The organism is Mycobacterium sp., assembly GCF_032159775.1.
Classification (GTDB): domain Bacteria; phylum Actinomycetota; class Actinomycetes; order Mycobacteriales; family Mycobacteriaceae; genus Mycobacterium.
This window is the reverse complement of record NZ_JAVHWK010000137.1, coordinates 21,975-39,807: the sequence shown is the minus strand read 5'-3', so window position 1 is coordinate 39,807 and position 17,833 is coordinate 21,975. Positions and strand designations below refer to the sequence as shown.

Annotated in this window: 15 protein-coding genes and 1 pseudogene; 13 read left to right on the top strand and 3 right to left on the bottom strand. The window is 65.9% G+C overall.

The genetic code is table 11. From position 1 onward, the window contains the following. Position 1: 1 nt before the first annotated feature. Together QOJ24_RS18050 and QOJ24_RS18045 are read left to right on the top strand one after the other, a co-directional pair. Positions 2 to 1,090, top strand: a complete 1,089-nt coding sequence (locus QOJ24_RS18050; RefSeq protein ID WP_526263632.1) for a hypothetical protein — start codon at positions 2 to 4, stop codon at positions 1,088 to 1,090. Further along, positions 993 to 2,663, top strand: coding sequence for a tetratricopeptide repeat protein (locus QOJ24_RS18045; protein ID WP_526263630.1), 1,671 nt, complete (start codon positions 993 to 995; stop codon positions 2,661 to 2,663). The genes QOJ24_RS18050 and QOJ24_RS18045 overlap by 98 nt, the downstream gene beginning before the upstream one ends. A gap of 4 nt (positions 2,664 to 2,667) precedes the next feature. Here QOJ24_RS18045 and QOJ24_RS18040 read toward each other — a convergent pair whose 3' ends face one another. Next, positions 2,668 to 3,087 (bottom strand): VOC family protein, encoded by a 420-nt coding sequence (locus QOJ24_RS18040; RefSeq protein ID WP_526263628.1) that lies wholly within the window; start codon positions 3,085 to 3,087, stop codon positions 2,668 to 2,670. Between the two features lie 132 nt (positions 3,088 to 3,219). Between QOJ24_RS18040 and QOJ24_RS18035 the strand changes: the two genes are divergently transcribed. Further along, on the top strand, positions 3,220 to 4,557 hold the full coding sequence (locus QOJ24_RS18035) for an alpha-amylase family protein (RefSeq protein WP_526263626.1): 1,338 nt from the start codon (positions 3,220 to 3,222) through the stop codon (positions 4,555 to 4,557). A gap of 2 nt (positions 4,558 to 4,559) precedes the next feature. Here QOJ24_RS18035 and QOJ24_RS18030 read toward each other — a convergent pair whose 3' ends face one another. Further along, a complete protein-coding gene (locus QOJ24_RS18030; protein ID WP_526263624.1) occupies positions 4,560 to 5,006 on the bottom strand; it encodes a DUF1810 domain-containing protein in 447 nt (148 codons plus the stop codon). A gap of 44 nt (positions 5,007 to 5,050) precedes the next feature. Between QOJ24_RS18030 and QOJ24_RS18025 the strand changes: the two genes are divergently transcribed. The 4 genes from QOJ24_RS18025 (at position 5,051) to QOJ24_RS18010 (ending at position 11,043) form a co-directional block, all read left to right on the top strand. Then, complete coding sequence (locus QOJ24_RS18025; RefSeq protein WP_526263622.1) at positions 5,051 to 7,225, top strand: adenylate/guanylate cyclase domain-containing protein; 2,175 nt, start codon at positions 5,051 to 5,053, stop codon at positions 7,223 to 7,225. After that, a complete protein-coding gene (locus QOJ24_RS18020) occupies positions 7,222 to 8,622 on the top strand; it encodes a mechanosensitive ion channel domain-containing protein (protein WP_526263620.1) in 1,401 nt (466 codons plus the stop codon). The genes QOJ24_RS18025 and QOJ24_RS18020 overlap by 4 nt, the downstream gene beginning before the upstream one ends. Positions 8,623 to 8,631: 9 nt before the next feature. Then, complete coding sequence (locus QOJ24_RS18015) at positions 8,632 to 9,855, top strand: alpha-hydroxy acid oxidase (RefSeq protein ID WP_526263618.1); 1,224 nt, start codon at positions 8,632 to 8,634, stop codon at positions 9,853 to 9,855. 222 nt (positions 9,856 to 10,077) lie between these two features. Beyond that, positions 10,078 to 11,043 (top strand): alpha/beta hydrolase, encoded by a 966-nt coding sequence (locus QOJ24_RS18010; protein ID WP_526263802.1) that lies wholly within the window; start codon positions 10,078 to 10,080, stop codon positions 11,041 to 11,043. A 113-nt stretch (positions 11,044 to 11,156) separates the two neighbouring features. On the opposite strand, the pseudogene QOJ24_RS18005 reads toward QOJ24_RS18010, so the two are convergent. After that, positions 11,157 to 11,845, bottom strand: a pseudogene (locus QOJ24_RS18005) (AAA family ATPase). Between the two features lie 159 nt (positions 11,846 to 12,004). On the opposite strand from QOJ24_RS18005, the gene lon reads away from it, so the two are divergent. The 6 genes from lon (at position 12,005) to QOJ24_RS17975 (ending at position 17,824) form a co-directional block, all read left to right on the top strand. Beyond that, positions 12,005 to 14,356 (top strand): endopeptidase La, encoded by a 2,352-nt coding sequence (gene lon / locus QOJ24_RS18000; RefSeq protein ID WP_526263616.1) that lies wholly within the window; start codon positions 12,005 to 12,007, stop codon positions 14,354 to 14,356. Between the two features lie 76 nt (positions 14,357 to 14,432). Next, positions 14,433 to 15,455, top strand: coding sequence for an LLM class flavin-dependent oxidoreductase (locus QOJ24_RS17995; RefSeq protein WP_526263614.1), 1,023 nt, complete (start codon positions 14,433 to 14,435; stop codon positions 15,453 to 15,455). Between the two features lie 9 nt (positions 15,456 to 15,464). Further along, entirely contained in the window at positions 15,465 to 15,797 is a 333-nt protein-coding gene (locus QOJ24_RS17990) for a TfoX/Sxy family protein (RefSeq protein ID WP_526263612.1), read from the top strand. 36 nt (positions 15,798 to 15,833) lie between these two features. Continuing rightward, positions 15,834 to 16,475: an endonuclease gene (locus tag QOJ24_RS17985; RefSeq protein ID WP_526263610.1), complete on the top strand. Its 642-nt coding sequence runs from the start codon at positions 15,834 to 15,836 to the stop codon at positions 16,473 to 16,475. Continuing rightward, the gene (locus tag QOJ24_RS17980; RefSeq protein WP_526263608.1) at positions 16,472 to 17,200 is read left to right on the top strand and encodes a DUF72 domain-containing protein; all 729 of its coding nucleotides are present in this window, start codon (positions 16,472 to 16,474) and stop codon (positions 17,198 to 17,200) included. Before QOJ24_RS17985 ends, QOJ24_RS17980 begins: the two co-directional genes overlap by 4 nt. A 36-nt stretch (positions 17,201 to 17,236) precedes the next feature. After that, positions 17,237 to 17,824, top strand: a complete 588-nt coding sequence (locus QOJ24_RS17975) for a hypothetical protein (RefSeq protein WP_526263606.1) — start codon at positions 17,237 to 17,239, stop codon at positions 17,822 to 17,824. Positions 17,825 to 17,833 lie beyond the last annotated feature (9 nt).

Sequence of the window (17,833 nt, the reverse complement as noted above, 5' to 3'; positions counted from 1 at the left end):
CATGGCACGACACGCTTCCCCCGAAACGACGATGACCAAGACCGGCATCCGCAACATGGTGCTCGCGATGACGGCGCTGACGCTGTTCGTCGTCGCGATGATCGCCAGCTACTCCGGCGCCTTCGCCAGGCCCACCCTGCACCACCTCACCGTCGCGGTGGCCGCCCCAGAACAGGTCGTCGAAGCGATTCGTGGCCAGGATGTACTGACGGTCAATGTGGTTGGCGATGATGCCGCAGCGCGCCAGCAGGTCCGCGAACGGGCGGCCGACTCCGCCTTCGTGGTCACACCAACCGGCGAGATGACCATCTACGTCGCGGGCGGAGGTGGCAGAAGCGTTGCCACCGCGGCCGAATCCGTAGGCCGCCAGATTGCGACGAGAGGCGGGTTCACCACCACCGTTGAGGACATCGCACCGACGTCGGCAGAAGATCCGTCGGGCACCGTGGAGTTCTATGCCGTCATCTTCATCTCCATTGGAGCGTCGTTGGGCGCCACCGCCTTTGGCTACATCATGGGCAAAGTGCGCAAGCCGGCCACCTTCCTGATGCGCACGCTGACGTTGACGGGCTACTCGGCCCTGCTGGCCGGTGTGGTGACCGTCTACGTCGACGCGATGCTCGGCGCTTTGTCCGGCCACACGGTGGCCGTTTTCGGGGCGCTGTGGATCTATGCGATGGCCGTCGGCGGAGCCGTCACGGGAGTGGCTGCGGCATTCGGATCCGCGGCCTCGATGCTGCTGACCCTGTTCCTGGTGATCGTCGGCAACGCGGCAGCCGCGGGGCCGGTCGGCAGACCGCTGCTGTCGCCCTTCTACTCCACCTTCACGACGATCGTCCCGCAGGGCTCCGGCGTCGCGCTGCTGCGCAACATCTCCTATTTCGGCGGCCACGGCGCGGGGACGCCACTGCTGACGCTGGCGATCTGGGGTGCGGCCGGCTGCCTGCTCGCCGCCCTCGCCACGGCATCGCGGGTGAATTATCGTGCCGTTTATGAGCGTTTCGCGCAGCGACGTCGACCCGTACTACGACCTGGGTACGTATCACCGCCAGGTCGACACGCCGTCGCCGCAGGCGCAGATCTGGACTGACCGGGGTCTCGTCTGGGCCTATGCGTTCAACCACGACGAGGCGATCCGGTGCTTCGAGCGCGCCCTTGAACACGATCCGGATCTCGGCATCGCCCACTGGGGGATCGCCTACGCGATCGGGCCGAACTACAACAAGGCGTGGGAGGCGTTCGACCCTGTCGAACTCGCCGCGTCGCTGGCGCGGGCACGATCAGAACTCGGGCTGGCGGCCAATGCGCGGGCTTCCGCGCTCGAACGCGGGCTGATCGAGGCGCTGCAGGCCCGCTTCCCCACCGAGGATCCGGGCGATACCGACGCGCTGATCGCCGGCCACGCAAGCTACGCCGATGCCATGGCGCGCCTCGCGGACGCATACCCCGACGACATCGATGTCCAGGCGCTCGCGGCCGACGCATTGGTCAACGTCACGGCATGGGCGTTGTGGGACACCAGAACGGGTGAACCCGCACCTGGCTCGCGGGTGCTGGACGCCAAGCGCATCCTCGATGACGCGCTGGCGACCCCGGGGGGCCGCAGGCATCCCGGGGTGCTGCACCTGTACCTGCACGCCATGGAGATGTCGGCCACCCCGCAGGACGCCCTGCCGGCGGCCGACCTGCTGCGCGGCCTGGTGCCCGACGCCGGTCACCTGCAGCACATGGCCAGTCACATCGACGTGCTCTGCGGCGACTACCGCAATTCGGTGGTGTCGAATCTGACCGCCGTGCAAGCCGACCGACTGTTCGTCGAACGTGAGGGCCCGCTCAACTTCTATTCGCTCTACCGCGCACACAACCTGCACTTCGTCGTCTACTCGGCGATGTTCGAAGCCAACTCGCGCATCGCACTGTGGGCCGCCGACGAGCTCGCCGGACAGCTCACCCCTGAGCTGCTGGCGATAGAGTCACCGCCGATGGCCGACTGGCTGGAAGCGTTCGTGCCGTTGCGAATTCATGTGCTGGTCCGGTTCGGACGATGGGACGAACTGGTCTCCCACGCCGTGCCCGACGACGTCGGGCTGTACTGCACGACCGCGGCCACGATTCACTACGGGCGCGGAGTGGCGCATGCCGCGAAGGGTCAACTCCCGCAGGCACACGCCGAGCGTGAGGCGTTCGCGGCCGCATACGACCGCATCCCGGAATCGCGCTACCTGTTCAACAACACCGCACGCGACATCCTGGCGGTCGCAGCCGAAATGCTGGACGGTGAAATCGCTTACCGGGAAGGGCAATTCGATATAGCATTCGCCCATCTGCGGCGCGCGATCGAACGCGACGACGCACTCCCCTACGACGAACCGTGGGGATGGATGCAGCCGACCAGGCACGCCTACGGCGCGCTGCTGCTGGAGCAGGGTCGTGTCGAAGAGGCCGCCGAGGTGTACGCCGCCGACCTCGGGCTCGATCCCACCCTGAGCCGACCATGCCAGCACCCCGGCAACGTATGGAGCCTGCACGGATACCTCGAGTGCCTGCAACGGCTCGGCCGCACCGCAGAAGCGGTCATCATCGGCCAACAGCTGGCCTTGGCGTCGGCACGCGCGGATGTACCGATCGACGCATCCTGTGCCTGCCGGCTGGAGGTCGGCTAACCCGTCAGGTCGGCGCTTGGTGCAGCTCGATCGAATTGCCGTCGGGGTCGGCGATCTGCACCTGTTTACCCCCGGGACCGATGGTGACGTCGGAGCGCAACGCCACACTCGCCCCGCGCAGACGGTCAACCCGAGCCTCGAGGTCGTCGACATAAAGCACGATCCGGTTCCAACCGCCGGGCATCTGCTGTTGGCCGTCCATCGGCCTGGACCCCGAGCTGTCCGGCCCGCTCAAAAGGAGGTGTAGAGCCCCACGCGTGACGATCGCAACAGGCCCGGCGCGTTGCTCGAGACGGAAGTCGAGCTGGCCGGTGTAGAACTCGATCCCGCGATCGAGGTTTCCCACTTGATAGCGGACCACGGCGTCCGTGAGGTTCGCGGGTCGCCACGGCGCGCGTCCGCCCGACGAAGCGTGTTCAGACATACGCATACGGTAGGAGCGTTCGGCTCCTCGTTGGAGAGATCGGACGCGAAAATCAACCTGATCACCTCCGATAGATGGACCACCACCCGTGTCACGGAGTCATCGCGACCGCGCTGCGTAAACTCACCGCCTGTGGCCAACAGCGACGATGACGAGCGCTCATCCACGACTGATCCCGAGTGGGTCCGGCACGTGATCTGGTGGCAGGTCTATCCGCTCGGCTTCGTCGGGGCGTTCCCATCCGATCCGCCACCGAACGCCGACGAACACCGGCTTCGCCGCATCATCGATTGGCTCGACTACGCCGTCGAGCTGGGGGCCTCGGGTATCGCGCTCGGCCCCATATTCGCCTCGAGAACGCACGGTTACGACACCACCGACCACTATCAGATCGATTCGAGGCTGGGCGACGACGAGGACTTCGACCACCTGGTCGCCGAGGCGCACCGACGGGGTCTTCGCGTCCTGCTCGACGGTGTCTTCAACCATGTCGGGACCGACTTCGCCCGCTACCGGGACGCCCTCGCCGGGCAGGACAGGTCGTGGTTCCACCTGACCGGCGGCGAGTTCGCGACGTTCGAGGGGCACGGCGAACTCGTCGCCCTCAACCATGACAATCCCGAAGTCATCGACTACACCGTCGATGTGATGAAGCACTGGCTGCGACGTGGCGCCGACGGGTGGCGCCTCGATGCCGCCTACGCCGTCCCCGACCGGTTCTGGGCACATGTGCTGCCGCGGGTCCGCGACGAGTTCGGTGACGCGTGGTTCGTCGGCGAAGTCATCCACGGCGACTACTCGGCACACGTTCGCGATGCAGGGGTGGACTCGGTCACCCAGTACGAACTGTGGAAGGCCATCTGGAGCAGCCTGAACGACGGCAACTTCCACGAGCTCGACCATGCGCTGGCGCGGCACAACGACTTTCTCGATGTCTTCGTCCCGATGACGTTCATCGGCAACCACGACGTGACCAGGATCGCCAGCAAGCTGGAGAACTCCCGACATCTCGAGCACGCGCTCGTCATCCTCCTTACAGTGGGCGGCACCCCGAGCGTGTACGCAGGCGACGAGTCGGCATACCGCGGCGTCAAGGAGGAGCGCGTCGGCGGCGACGATGCCGTGCGACCCGAGTTCACTTCACCCCGCACAGGTGCCGACGAACCGGGCCACGACGTCTACCGCCTGCATCAGTATCTGATCGGATTGCGGCGACGCCATCAGTGGTTGCACACCGCGAGAACCTCTGCGGTGGAACTGACCAACACCCAGTACGTGTATCGGGTGCAGTCCGATTCGGACGCGCTATTGGTTGCCCTCAACATCGACGATGCCCCGATGACGTTGACGCTGAGCGAGTTCGGGCACGGCGACGGCCGTATTGTCGCCGGTTCTGGAGCGCCACCGGAGGACGTCGTCTCCGCGGCCGAGGTCGAGCCGCACGGCTGGCTGATCATCGCGCCGACGTGATCTCAGGTCAGCCGTGCCAGCGTCGCCGGGTCCTCTTCGCCTTCGTAGAACTTGTCCAGCACCGCCACGAACTCTGCGTTATCGTCTGCGGCGCGGGCGAACAGCGTCATCGACGACCGCAGCTTCATGTCGTCGGGCCAACCGAAGATCTCCTCGGCCGTCCGTCCGTCGATCCTTCTCACCAGGTCCGCACACTCCCGTAGCCGGGCGCCGAGCAGTTCGTGGTCGAGGTAGGCGCGCGCCTCGTCGATGGACGAGATCGCGAATCGCATCGCCGTCGGGCTGCTGCCCAGACCACGCAGTTGTGGAAAAACGAACCACATCCAGTGAGTTCGTTTGCGGCCGCCGCGAAGCTCGGCCACCACCGTGTCGTAGACGCGACCCTGCGCATCGACGAAGCGTTGAAGGTCGTATGGGTCCGATTGACTCCTAGACAACAACTTGCCCACATTCATTTCGTCTGCCAGTTTTGCAAGCTAGTCTTCGGGTTTCAATGACGATCACCAATGAATCGGGTAGCCCGGCGCCATCGTCCCCTGCGCAGAAACCTCGAAGTTTTCGCCGCCGAGTGCTGTCGAGGATCAGTATTCAGTCCAAGCTCCTGGCGATGCTGCTGGTGACGAGCGTCCTGTGCGCCGCCGTGGTCGGATTTATTGGTTACCAGTCCGGACGGTCGTCTTTGCGGGCGTCGGTGTTCGACGGCTTGACCGAGATCCGGGCGTCGCAGTCGCGCCAACTGGAATCGCAGTTTGCCGACCTCAAAGATTCGCTCGTCATTTACACCCGCGGGGCAACGGCCATTGAGGCGATCGAGGCGTTCACGCCGGCGTTCGACCAATTGAACGACGCCACGGTCAATCCCGGCCAATGGCAGTCGATCGTCGATTACTACAGAACGCAGTACGGCAAGTCGGGACCAGACCAGACAGGCAATCGTGTCGATCCCAATGCGCTGCTGCCGACATCCAATGCGCAGAAGTACCTGCAGGCCTACTACACCGCACCCTTTGATGACTTCGACAAGGCCGTCGCGTTCGACGATGCGCGCGACGGCAGCCCCTGGTCGGCGGCCAACGCCCGATTCAACGACTTCTTCCGGGAAATCGTCACGCGCTTCGAGTTCGAGGACGCCCTGCTGCTCGACACCCGCGGGAACGTCGTCTACAGCGCCTACAAGGGCGCCGACCTCGGCACCAACATCCTCAACGGGCCGTACCGCGGAGGCGAGTTGAGCGACGCCTACCAAAAGGCGCTGGCGTCCAACGCCGTCGACTACGTCGGGGTCACCGACTTCGGCGACTATCTGCCCGCCGACGAGCCCACCGCGTGGATGGTGTCGCCGGTCGGTCCGCAGGGCCGGGTGGAAGGCGTGCTGGCGCTGCAATTCCCGATCTCCAAGATCAACCGGCTGATGACCGCCGACAAGAAGTGGGAAGCCGCAGGCATGGGCAAGACCGGCGAAACGTTCCTCGTCGGGCCCGACAGCCTGATGCGGTCCGACTCACGAATGTTCCTGGAGAATCCCGAACAGTTCAAGCGCGACGTGATCGAGGCCGGCACGCCCCCGCAGGTCGCCGACGAGTCGATCCGGCAGGGCGGCACCACGCTGGTTCAGCCCGTCGAGACCGAGGCGACGCGGCTGGCGCAGCGAGGCCAGGACGGCACGATCATCGAAAACGACTACCTCGGCCACGAGTCGCTGCAGGCGTACGCGCCGCTCGACCTGCCGGGACTGAACTGGTCCGTCATCGCGAAGATCGACACGTCGGAGGCCTTCGCGCCGGTCTCGACCTTCACTCGCACGCTGGTGTTGTCCACCGCGGTGATCATCTTCGTGGTCTGCCTCGCCGCCATGCTGCTCGCCCGGCTGTTCGTGCGGCCGATCCGCCGGTTGGAGGCGGGCGCACAACAGATCAGCTCCGGCGACTACAAGGTCGTGCTGCCCGTGCAAACGCGCGACGAGTTCGGCGACCTGACCGTGGCATTCAACGACATGAGCCGCAATCTCGCGATCAAGGAGGACCTGATCGCCGAGCAGCGCCGTGAGAACGACCGGCTGATGCTGTCGCTGATGCCCGAGCCGGTGGTCCAACGCTACCGCGAGGGTGAGGAGACCATCGCCCAGGACCACCAGAACGTGACGGTGGTCTACGCCGACATCATCGGCCTCGACGAGCTCACCTCAGAGCTGAGCTCAGACGAACTACTCGCGATCGTGAACAAGCTCACCCGCCAATTCGATGCCGCCGCGGAGAACCTCGGCGTCGAGCAGGTGCGGACCCTGCACAACGGTTACCTCGCCAGCTGCGGAATGAGCGTGCCGCGCCTCGACAACGTCCGTCGCACCGTCGATTTCGCCATCGAGATGCGGCGGGTGATCGAAAGGTTCAACGCCGAGACCGGTAACGACCTCGAGCTGCGCGCGGGTATCGACACCGGCACCGTCACCAGCGGCCTCGTCGGGCGCGCGACCCTCGCGTACGACATGTGGGGATCGGCGGTGAACGTCGCCTATCAGGTGCAGAGCGGCTCGCCGCAACCCGGCATCTACGTGACGTCACGCGTGTACGACGTCATGCGGGACACCCGCGACTTCAGCCCGGCGGGTGAGGTCGGCGGCGGGGACGATACGGAGCCGATCTGGCGTTTGGCGGAGCGCGAAGCATGACCGGTGTGCTCGACGCGACGTGGTTCTACTGGGCCATCGGGGTGGCCGTCGGATTCCCCATCGCGCTTGTCGCGCTCACCGAATTGCAGAACGCGCTGCGACGCAGGAACAGCTTCCTGGTGCGGCCGGTTCACCTGCTGCGCACCTACATCCTGCCGCTGGGCGCCCTGCTGCTTCTCCTGGTCGGCGCCATCCAAATCTCCGGTGAGGCGACCCCGGTCCGCGTCGTGTCCACGGTGTTCTTCGTCGTCGTCCTCGTCCTGCTGCTGTCGGGCCTGAACGCGACCGTTTTTCAGGGGGCGCCGGAAGGTACGTGGCGCAAACGCATCCCGACGATTTTCCTCGACGTCGCGCGTTTCGCCCTGATCGCGGTCGGGATCGCGCTGATCCTCGCCTACATCTGGGGCGCCAACGTCGGCGGCCTGTTCACCGCGTTGGGCATCTCGTCGATCGTGCTCGGCCTCGCGCTTCAGAACTCCGTGGGCCAGATCATCTCCGGCCTCCTCGTATTGTTCGAGCAGCCGTTCCAGATCGGCGACTGGATCGAGACGCCGACCGCACGAGGGCGGGTGGTCGAGGTCAACTGGCGCGCAACGCATATCGACACCGGTGGCGGATTGCAGATCATGCCGAACTCGGTGCTCGCCGCCGCATCGTTCACGAACTTCAGCAGACCGCCTGGCAGCCATTCGCTCTCCGTGGCCACCGTCTTCTCCGTCGACGATCCGCCCGACGAGGTGTGCCGGATGCTGAACCGGGTCGCGGCGTCGCTGCCGCAGCTGCGGCCCGATGCCGCACCATCGAGCTCTGCCGGCGGCGGTCTGAAGTACACCACCTCGATACCGGTGCGCACGCCCGGCGACGACTTCGCCGCCAAGGTGATGTTCATGCGCTGGGTCTGGTACGCGTCGCGGCGCGCCGGGCTCCACCTCGACGAGGCGGAAGACGAGTTCGCCACCACTGACAGAATCAACGCTTCGCTGACGATCATCGCGCCCACGCTTCGGCTGACTCACGCCGAGCATGAGGAGCTGCTCCCGCGGGCTCGCCTCACCCGTTACGGCGCAGACGAATATCTTCAGTCCGCCGGTGAAGTGCCCAAGCGAATGACCTTTATCGTCAACGGTAGGGTCCGTCTGGTGGCCAACGGTGAGGACGGCTCTGTCATCCCGGTGCGGACGCTGGAGGAAGGCGACTTCCTCGGCCAGACCGCGCTGACCCGGGAGCCGGTTTCCGCCTCGGCGTACGCCCTCGATGAGGTCACCGTCCTTCAGTTGGAGCGCGAGCACATCGAGGCACTGGTCGCGCGAAAGCCGGTGCTGCTGCAGGACATCGGCCGGTCGATCGAAGACCGCCGCGCCGATGTGCGCCGCGCGATCTCGGCGGCGGCCGACTAGGGGGCGTCGATGGACCGTCGGATACCGAAGCCGCGCGACCTGGCACCGCTGATCCAATTCAAGAAGCCGACGCTGAATCGGACGGCCCGCAGGCTGGCCGACGCGCTGACGGTCGCGGACCTGCGGCTGATCGCCAAGAGGCGCACACCTAAGGCCGCATTCGACTACACCGACGGCGCCGCAGAGGAGGAACTGTCGCTAGCCAGGGCGCGGCAGGCCTTCCGCGAGATCCAGTTTCATCCGACGATTCTGCGGAACGTCGCCGAGATCGATACCGGTTGGGATGTCCTCGGCGGGCGGGTTGAGCAACCGTTCGGCATCGCCCCGACGGGGTTCACGCGTCTGATGCAGACGGAGGGCGAGGTCGCGGGTGCGCACGCGGCGGCGAAAGCCGGGATCCCTTTCTCGCTGTCGACGTTGGGCACCAGGTCGATCGAGGAGGTCAAGGCCGCAAATCCGAACGGTCGCAACTGGTTTCAGCTGTACATGTGGAAAGACCGGGAACGCTCGATGGCCTTGGTCGAGCGCGCCGCGGCCGCCGGGTACGACACCCTACTGGTGACGGTCGATGTTCCGGTTGCCGGCGCACGCCTTCGAGACACCCGCAACGGCATGTCCATACCGCCTGCGCTGACCCTGCGCACTGTGCTCGATGCGGTACCGCACCCGCGGTGGTGGTTCGACCTGCTGTCGACGGAGCCGCTGTCGTTCGCGTCACTGGATCGCTGGCCGGGCACGGTGGCCGAATACCTTGACACCATGTTCGACCCCACCGTGACATTCGACGACCTGGCCTGGATCAAGTCGCAGTGGCCGAACAAGTTGGTGGTCAAGGGAATTCAGACCCTCGAGGACGCGAAGTCGGTGGTCGATCTCGGTGTCGACGGCATCGTGCTGTCCAACCACGGGGGCCGTCAACTCGACCGCGCCCCCGTGCCGTTCCATCTGCTGCCCACCGTCGCACGTGAGGTGGGTGATGACACCGAGATCGTGCTGGACACCGGGATCATGTCCGGCGCCGACATCGTCGCCGCCATTGCCCTGGGTGCGCGCTTCACATTGGTCGGGCGCGCCTACCTCTACGGTCTGATGGCGGGCGGTGAGGCAGGCGTCGACCGCGCCATCACCATCCTGTCCGAGCAGGTCGCTCGCACCATGCGGCTACTCGGCGTGACGCGCCTGGACGAGCTTGTGCCGCGGCACGTCACGCAGCTTTCTGGCCTCGGCGGATAGCCAAAGGGCCACGTTTCCCCAGTTCAGAGGGGCCGAGTCCGCGCCGAGTCGCAATCGTTAGCCATTCGCGATATCCGGACGCCGTGTTGGTGCACGTGTGACTGATGTGGCGGGTGATTCACTGGCGCACGCAAAGCGAACGGCAATTGCTTGGTGTCAAGTGATTGGAAAGGTGGGTTGGTTGCCGTGATCAAGAGGTTAGAGAAGTTTCGAGGTAAGTGGATGCGGCGGGCGGCGGTAAGCGCCCTCGTCGCGGCGGCTCTGCCGGCGCTGATCGGATACGCCGGGGGGTCGGCGACCGCGGGTGCGTTCTCCAGGCCCGGTCTGCCCGTCGAATATCTGATGGTTCATTCGGCGTCGATGAACCGCGATATCAAGATTCAGTTCCAGGGCGGCGGACCGCACGCGGTCTATCTGCTCGACGGCCTGCGAGCGCAGGACGATTTCAACGGCTGGGACATCGAAACCCCGGCGTTCGAGTGGTACTACGGCTCTGGGCTTTCGACCGTCATGCCGGTCGGCGGCCAGTCGAGCTTCTACGCCGACTGGTACCAACCGTCGCAGGGCAACGGTCAGGACTACACCTATAAGTGGGAGACCTTCCTGACCCAAGAACTGCCTGCCTACCTGGAGGCCAACCAGGGCGTGTCGCCGAACGGAAACGCCGTGGTCGGAATCTCGATGGGTGGCAGCACTGCGCTGACCTACTCGATCTACTACCCGCAGAAGTTCATCTACGCGGCGTCGTTATCGGGCTTCCTCAATCCGTCCGAGGGCTGGTGGCCGATGCTGATCGGGCTGGCGATGAACGACGCGGGTGGCTACAACGCCGAAGACATGTGGGGCCCGTCGTCGGATCCCGCCTGGAAGCGCAATGACCCGATGGTGAACATCAACCAACTGGTCGCCAACAACACCCGGATCTGGATCTACTGCGGCACCGGTACGCCGTCGGATCTGGACTCCGGAGCGGCGGGCGGCAACCTGATGGCGGCGCAGTTCCTGGAGGGCTTCACACTCCGCACCAACCAAACCTTCCGCGACACGTACGTGGCCGCGGGTGGACAGAATGGGGTGTTCAACTTCCCCGCGACCGGGACACACAGCTGGGGCTACTGGGGACAGCAGCTCGAGCAGATGAAGCCCGACCTCCAACGGGTGCTGGGCGCGTCCCCCACCTCCGCGTAACAGCACCTCTCTCCAGTGAGCCTGTCGCTACCCCTGGCGGCAGGCTCACTGCTTTGCGCCTAGTTCTGAACCGTTGGCCTGATGACGATTTCGCCAATTTCGACGTCGCGCGGTCACAGCCGTATGCGCAGGGCGATGTCTTCTTCGAACTCGGACAGCATCGCGTCAGTCAACGTCGGGCGGGTATCGGCGATGGCGGTCAGATAGTCGTGGGTGCGAGCGGTTTCGCCACGCCGGAACTCGACCTCACGCTCGAGGGCGCACTGGGCGCCCTTGCGTGCGGCGAATTCGATGTCGGCCGGTGTGAACATCGCGCTTGCCTCGACCAGTTTGTCGACCTCTACCGCGTCCCTCATCGGACCCAGGTAGCGACTCCAAATGGCAGCGCGGGCAACGGTGTCCGGCGGACCGATCGGGATGATGTAGTCGAATCTGCCCGGCCGCAGAAACGCCGAGTCGAGTGAGCGCACCGAGTTCGTCGCACACACCAGCAGACGCTCGTCGCGCTGGCGGAACGTCGGTATCAGCTTGAGCAATTCGTTCGTCACGCCGTGTGAGGGATCTGAAGGGACTCCCGAGCGACTGCCTGCGATCTCCTCCCCTGCGGCTGCGCGGCCGCCATGCCGACGAGTTCGTCGCCGATGACGGCGACCACCGCAGGCTGGCCAGACCTGGCCGCCGATACCACCTCCGACACTCCGAACACCGGATGTGTCTCGTCACGGCTTCGGCTCTGGTCCCAGACGCTGATCGCCTGGTCGAGGTCGTCCTCGTGGAAGTCGCGCAGTCGCCAAGGGGGCATGCTCATGAGTACCTGGCGCGGCGGTGAAGGGGCATCGCCCAGATGGGTGGTTGTGCGGGGGTGCTGGGAACGGTCTGCGTCGCGGAAGCCGCGGGTGCGACGGGGAACAAAGCAGCCCCGGCCAGGGTTGAGCCGATCAGGCTTAACTTTGGAGGATGAATGTCTGAAGCAATTTCAGTGCCGGTGGTATTCGTCAGCGAGCCGATCGTGCTGCCGACCATGGTGGTGCCGATCGAGCTGGACGACGCCGCTCGGACCGCCGTCGACGCCGCGCAGGCAAGTGAAAGCGGAAAACTGCTGATCGCCCCCCGGCTCGATGATCGCTACCCCACCTACGGCGTCCTGGCCTCGATCCTGCAGGTCGGACGCGTCGCGGGCAGCGGCGGCTCGGCAGCGGTGATCCGCGGCGAGCGCCGTGCCCACATCGGCACCGGCACGACCGGTCCCGGTGCGGCGCTGTGGGTCGAGGTGACCGAGGTGGAAGACCCGCAACCGACCGACGAGACCCGCGCGCTGGCCGCCGAGTACAAGAAGCTGCTGCTGGCGATGCTGCAGCGGCGCGAAGCGTGGCAGATCATCGACTTCGTCAACAAACTGACCGACCCGTCGCAGCTTGCCGACACCGCGGGCTACGCGTCGTATCTGTCCGACGTGCAGAAGCGTCAGCTGCTGGAGACGCCCGACGTGGCCGAACGGCTGCGGGCGCTGATCGACTGGACCAGCACGCACCTTGCCGAGGTGGAGGTCAACGACAAGATCGCCGAGGACGTCCGCGACGGCATGGAGAAGACGCAGAAGGAATTCCTGCTGCGCCAACAGCTCGCGGCGATCCGCAAGGAGCTCGGCGAGGGCGAGCCGGACGGTTCCGACGACTACAGGGCCCGTATCGAGGCTGCCGAACTGCCTGGGAAGGTCCGCGAGGCGGCGCTTCGCGAGGTCGGCAAGCTGGAGCGATCGAGCGAGCAGAGCCCCGAGGGCGGCTGGATCCGCACCTGGTTGGACACAGTGCTCGACCTGCCGTGGCACGTCACCACCGAGGATTCGACGGATCTGAGGGCGGCGCGCGACATCCTCGACGCCGACCACCATGGGCTTGAAGACGTCAAGGACCGCATCGTCGAATACCTGGCCGTGCGCGCCCGCAGGTCGCAGCGGGGCATGGCCGTCGTCGGCGGTCGCGGCTCGGGTGCGGTGATGGTGCTTGCCGGGCCTCCGGGGGTCGGCAAGACATCGCTCGGTGAGAGCGTCGCACGCGCGTTGGGCCGGAAGTTCGTTCGCGTGGCCCTGGGCGGGGTGCGCGACGAGGCCGAGATCCGCGGACACCGGCGAACCTATGTCGGTGCGCTGCCCGGCCGCATCGTCCGCGCGATCGGCGAGGCGGGGTCGATGAACCCGGTCGTTCTGCTCGACGAGATCGACAAGGTCGGCTCGGACTACCGCGGCGACCCGAGCGCTGCGCTGCTCGAGGTTCTCGACCCGGCGCAGAACCACACGTTCCGCGATCACTACCTCGATCTGGATCTGGACCTGTCCGACGTGGTGTTCCTGGCGACGGCCAACGTCATCGAGAACATCCCGTCGGCACTGCTGGACCGGATGGAGCTGGTTCAGATCGACGGCTACACCGAGGATGACAAGGTCGCCATCGCCCGCGACTTCCTGCTGCCCCGGCAGCGCGAACGGGCGGCGCTGACAACCGACGAGGTCACGGTGACCGACGACGCGCTGCGCAAGATCGCCGCCGACTACACCCGCGAGCCGGGCGTTCGGCAGTTCGAGCGGCTGCTGGCCAAGGCGTTGCGCAAAGCGACGACAAAATTAGAGGAATCCCGACCGCTGTCCGATGTCGCCGCCGGAGCGGCTCCGTTGACCATCGACGAGCCGAATCTCGTTGACTACCTCGGCCGTCCGCGGTTCACGCCGGAGAGCAACGAGCGCACCGCGGTGCCCGGTGTGGCGACCGGCCTCGCCGTCACCGGATTGGGTGGCGACGTGCTCTACATCGAGGCCAACGGCAACGACGGGGAGCCGGGTCTGAAGCTCACCGGTCAACTCGGTGACGTGATGAAGGAGTCGGCGCAGATCGCGCTGTCCTACGTCCGGGCCCACGCCGAGCAGTTGGGGGTCGACCCCAAGGCGCTGGACCGCCAGATCCACGTGCACGTGCCTGCGGGCGCGGTGCCCAAGGATGGTCCTTCGGCTGGTGTCACCATGGTCACCGCCCTGGTGTCGATGGCCACCGGACGACAGGTCCGCGGGGACGTCGGGATGACCGGTGAGGTAACGCTCAACGGTCGGGTGCTGCCGATCGGCGGGGTGAAGCAGAAACTGCTGGCCGCCCAACGCGCAGGCCTGTCAACGGTTTTCATCCCGCAGCGCAACGAACCCGACCTGGACGATGTCCCGGCCGAGGTGCTCGAGGCGCTCGAGGTGCGGCCGATGACCGATGTCGCCGACATCGTCGCGCTGGCGCTTGAGCCCGCCGCCGATACGGTCACGCAGGCGGCATAGTTCGCGAGATCTGCACCAGGGTTGTGGTGGGTGACCATTCGCAGCCCTGGTGCAGAATTCGATGTGGAGGAGGGCCATGCCACGACGCGGTGAACCGTTGCGCAAGTTCGGCTTTCTGACCATCGGACGCTTTGATGCGGCCGATCCGGGACCGGGCATCGAGGAGACACTGCAGACCATCGAGCGCGCGGAGACACTGGGCTTCGACAGCGTGTGGCTGCGCGACCGGCACCTGCAGCCGGGAATCTCCTCGCCGGTCGCGATCATGGCCGCGGCCAGCCAGCGCACCAATCGAATAGAGATCGGCACCGCGGTCATCCCCCTCGGACTCGAGAACCCGTTTCGGCTGGCAGAAGACCTCGCGACCGTCGACATCATGTCCGGCGGTCGGATCAACCCCGGGGTGTCGGTCGGTACGCCGATGCTGTACGAACACTACAAGGCCGCGCTGTACCCCGAATCTGCTGAGTTGCAGGATTTCTCGAAGGACAGGGTGTTGCGGCTACTGAGCTACCTGCGCGGCGAGCCGGTCAGCGACTTCGCAGGCACCGTCGGCATCGAGCAGTTCACCGACCGCATCCAACCCCATTCCCCCGGGCTGGCCGAAAGGGTCTGGTACGGCGGCGGTTTGGCGTCAGCGGTGTGGGCGGGCCAGCAGGGAATCAACTACCTGACGAGTTCGGTGGTGAGCATCGAGGGCACCGAGAGCCGCGACTTTGCCACCATCCAGGGCGAGCAGATCGACGCCTTCCGTGCGGCACATGCGCAGCCCGAGAAGGCGCGGGTGTCTCAGGGACTCGTCGTCATCCCCACCGACTCGGCGACCGATGACCAGATCCGGCGGTATCGCGACTATGCCGCAAGCAGATTCGAGCGCACCAAGACGCCCCAGGGCGCGCGCGGCATGCTGTTCTCCCCCGACTACGTCGGTCCGTCCGACGAACTCGCGGACCACCTTTTCGGCCACGCGGGTTTTCAGCGCGCCGACGAAGTCGCGTTCGCATTGCCGTTCACATTCGGCGCCGACGACTACACCCAGATCGTGGACGACATGGCCGGATACCTCGGCCCCGCGCTCGGATGGACGCCGGCCCAGTAGCGTCAGCTCATGGCGTACGACGAAGACCTGGCCGACCGCATCCGCGAACTCCTCGGACCGCGGAAGGGAGTCGAGGAGAAGCGCATGTTCGGCGGGCTGGCGTTCCTGATCAACGGCCACATGTCGGTGGCGGTCAGCGGGCGCGGCGGGCTGATGGTGCGGGTGCCGCCCGACGAAACGGAGAAGCTGCTGGCGCGCGACCACGTCGAGCCGATGGTGATGGCCGGTCGGGAGACCCGCGGCTGGCTGCGAGTTGGCGGTGACGGCGTGAAAACCAAACGGCAGTTGCAGTCCTGGGTCACTCGTGGCATCGATTACGCCAGCTCCTTGCCGCCGAAGTGACGTTTTCCCATAGCCCCGACGGGTAATTCAGGTGTGATGGCATCGTCGTCGCACAAGCAGCTGGTCGGGCGCCTGCTGAAGGTGGCGGGCACCACCTACGCCGAGGAGGCGGGCATCAGGCTTCGGGACAAACCGATGCCGTTGTTCCAATTGCTGGTGCTGTGCATGTTGGCCAGCAAGCCCATCGGCGCTACGAGAGCGGTACAGGCCGCACGCGAAGTGTTCGGGGCCGGCCTCAAGACACCGAAAGCGGTCCTCGCCGCCGACCGCAAAACCATGATCGGGGCGTTCGGGCGGGCCCACTACGTCCGATACGACGAGAGCTCCGCCACCCGGCTGGTAGACATCGCCGTTGCCGTGCGTGATGACTACAGCGGCGACTTGAGACGGCTGGCGACCGCAGGCGAATGCGACACGAACTCGGTGAAACGACTCCTGAAGCAGTTCAAGGGAATCGGCGACACCGGCGCCGACATCTTCCTCCGCGAGGTACAGGACGTGTGGCCATGGGTGCGGCCGCATCTCGATGAACGGGCCACCGCGGCAGCACACGACATCGGACTGCCCGCCGACCCCGCGGCGTTGACGGCACTTGCGCCGCGGAACACAGCGAAGCTCGCCGCTGCGCTGGTCCGCGTCGCCCTTGACGACGACATGCGCGCCGGGCTGGTGGCGTGATCCGGATCGGGACGTCGGGGTGGTCCTATGACCACTGGACCGATGTGCTGTACCCGCAGGGCCTGCCGGCATCGAAGCGGCTGGCCCACTACGTCGCCGCGTTCGACACCGTCGAACTCAACGCGAGCTACTACCGTTGGCCACGGGATGCCGCTTTCGCCGGCTGGCGGCAACGGCTGCCGGACGGCTTCACGATGGCGGTGAAGGCACATCGCGGCCTGTCGCACTTCCGCAGGCTGAAGTCGCCCGAGCCGTGGGTCGAGCGCTTCGAGCGCTGCTGGAAAGCGCTCGGCGAGCGGGCGGAGGCGCTGCTTGTCCAACTGCATCCCGCGATGGAGCGCGACGACTCCCGCCTGGATCATTTCCTTGGTCTGATGCCGTCGTCGATTCCGGTGGCGATGGAGATGCGGCATCCCTCGTGGAACGACCCGGCGGTGTTCTCGATGCTGGAACGCCATGGCGCGGCCTACGTCGTGATGAGCGGCGCGGGGTTGGCCTGCGTACCGCGCGCCACCAGCAATTTGGTCTATGTACGAATGCACGGCCCCGAGCCGGCGTCGCTCTACACGGGCTCGTATTCCGACAAGGATCTGCGTGAGTGGGCTGACCGTCTGATGGCGTGGCAGCACGAGGGCAGACGGGTGGACGTGTACTTCAACAACGATCTCGGCGGCCATGCCGTGCGCAACGCTCACCGGCTCAAAGAGTTAGTGACCCCCGGTTGACCGGCCGGAATCAAGATCGGGCAAACTGCTGATCCGATGCGTACCGTAATTGTGATCGCCGCGGCAGCGGCATTCTCCGTTGTCGGCTGTAGCTCCGAGACTGTGGTCAACACCGGAGAATGGGAGTCCTCGACGGCGACAAGCACCTCGGCCGCGCCTCCGCTACCGCCGACGAACCCGGCGCTGCTGGCCAACGCGTTCGACTTCGTCGAGCATCCGGACGGACAGGCTGCGTACTACTTTATGACGCCCAGCGGCCGCTGGCGGTGCGCGATACTTCCCCGCAACAGAGCGGGATGCCAGGCGATGGGTGGCGCACTGAGCATCGCGGGCGCTCCCGACACGGTGCCCGACGCCGCCGGTCAGGAAACCGCCCCGAACGCGATCGTGATCGAGCCCGAGGGTGACGCTCACTTTGCCGCCGTGGACGGCGCGGAATTCACGCCTGCCGATCCCGCCAACGTGTTGCCGTTCAACAGGACGCTGGTCGTCGCCCGGTTCCGCTGCAACATCCAGGAGGCGAGCGGGGTGTCGTGCCTCAGCGAGCAAAGCGGCAAGGGCTTCACGTTCAGCTCCGACGGATACCTGCCCCAGTACACCGAAGTACCGCTCGACGCGCCCTAGCGCCGAGTG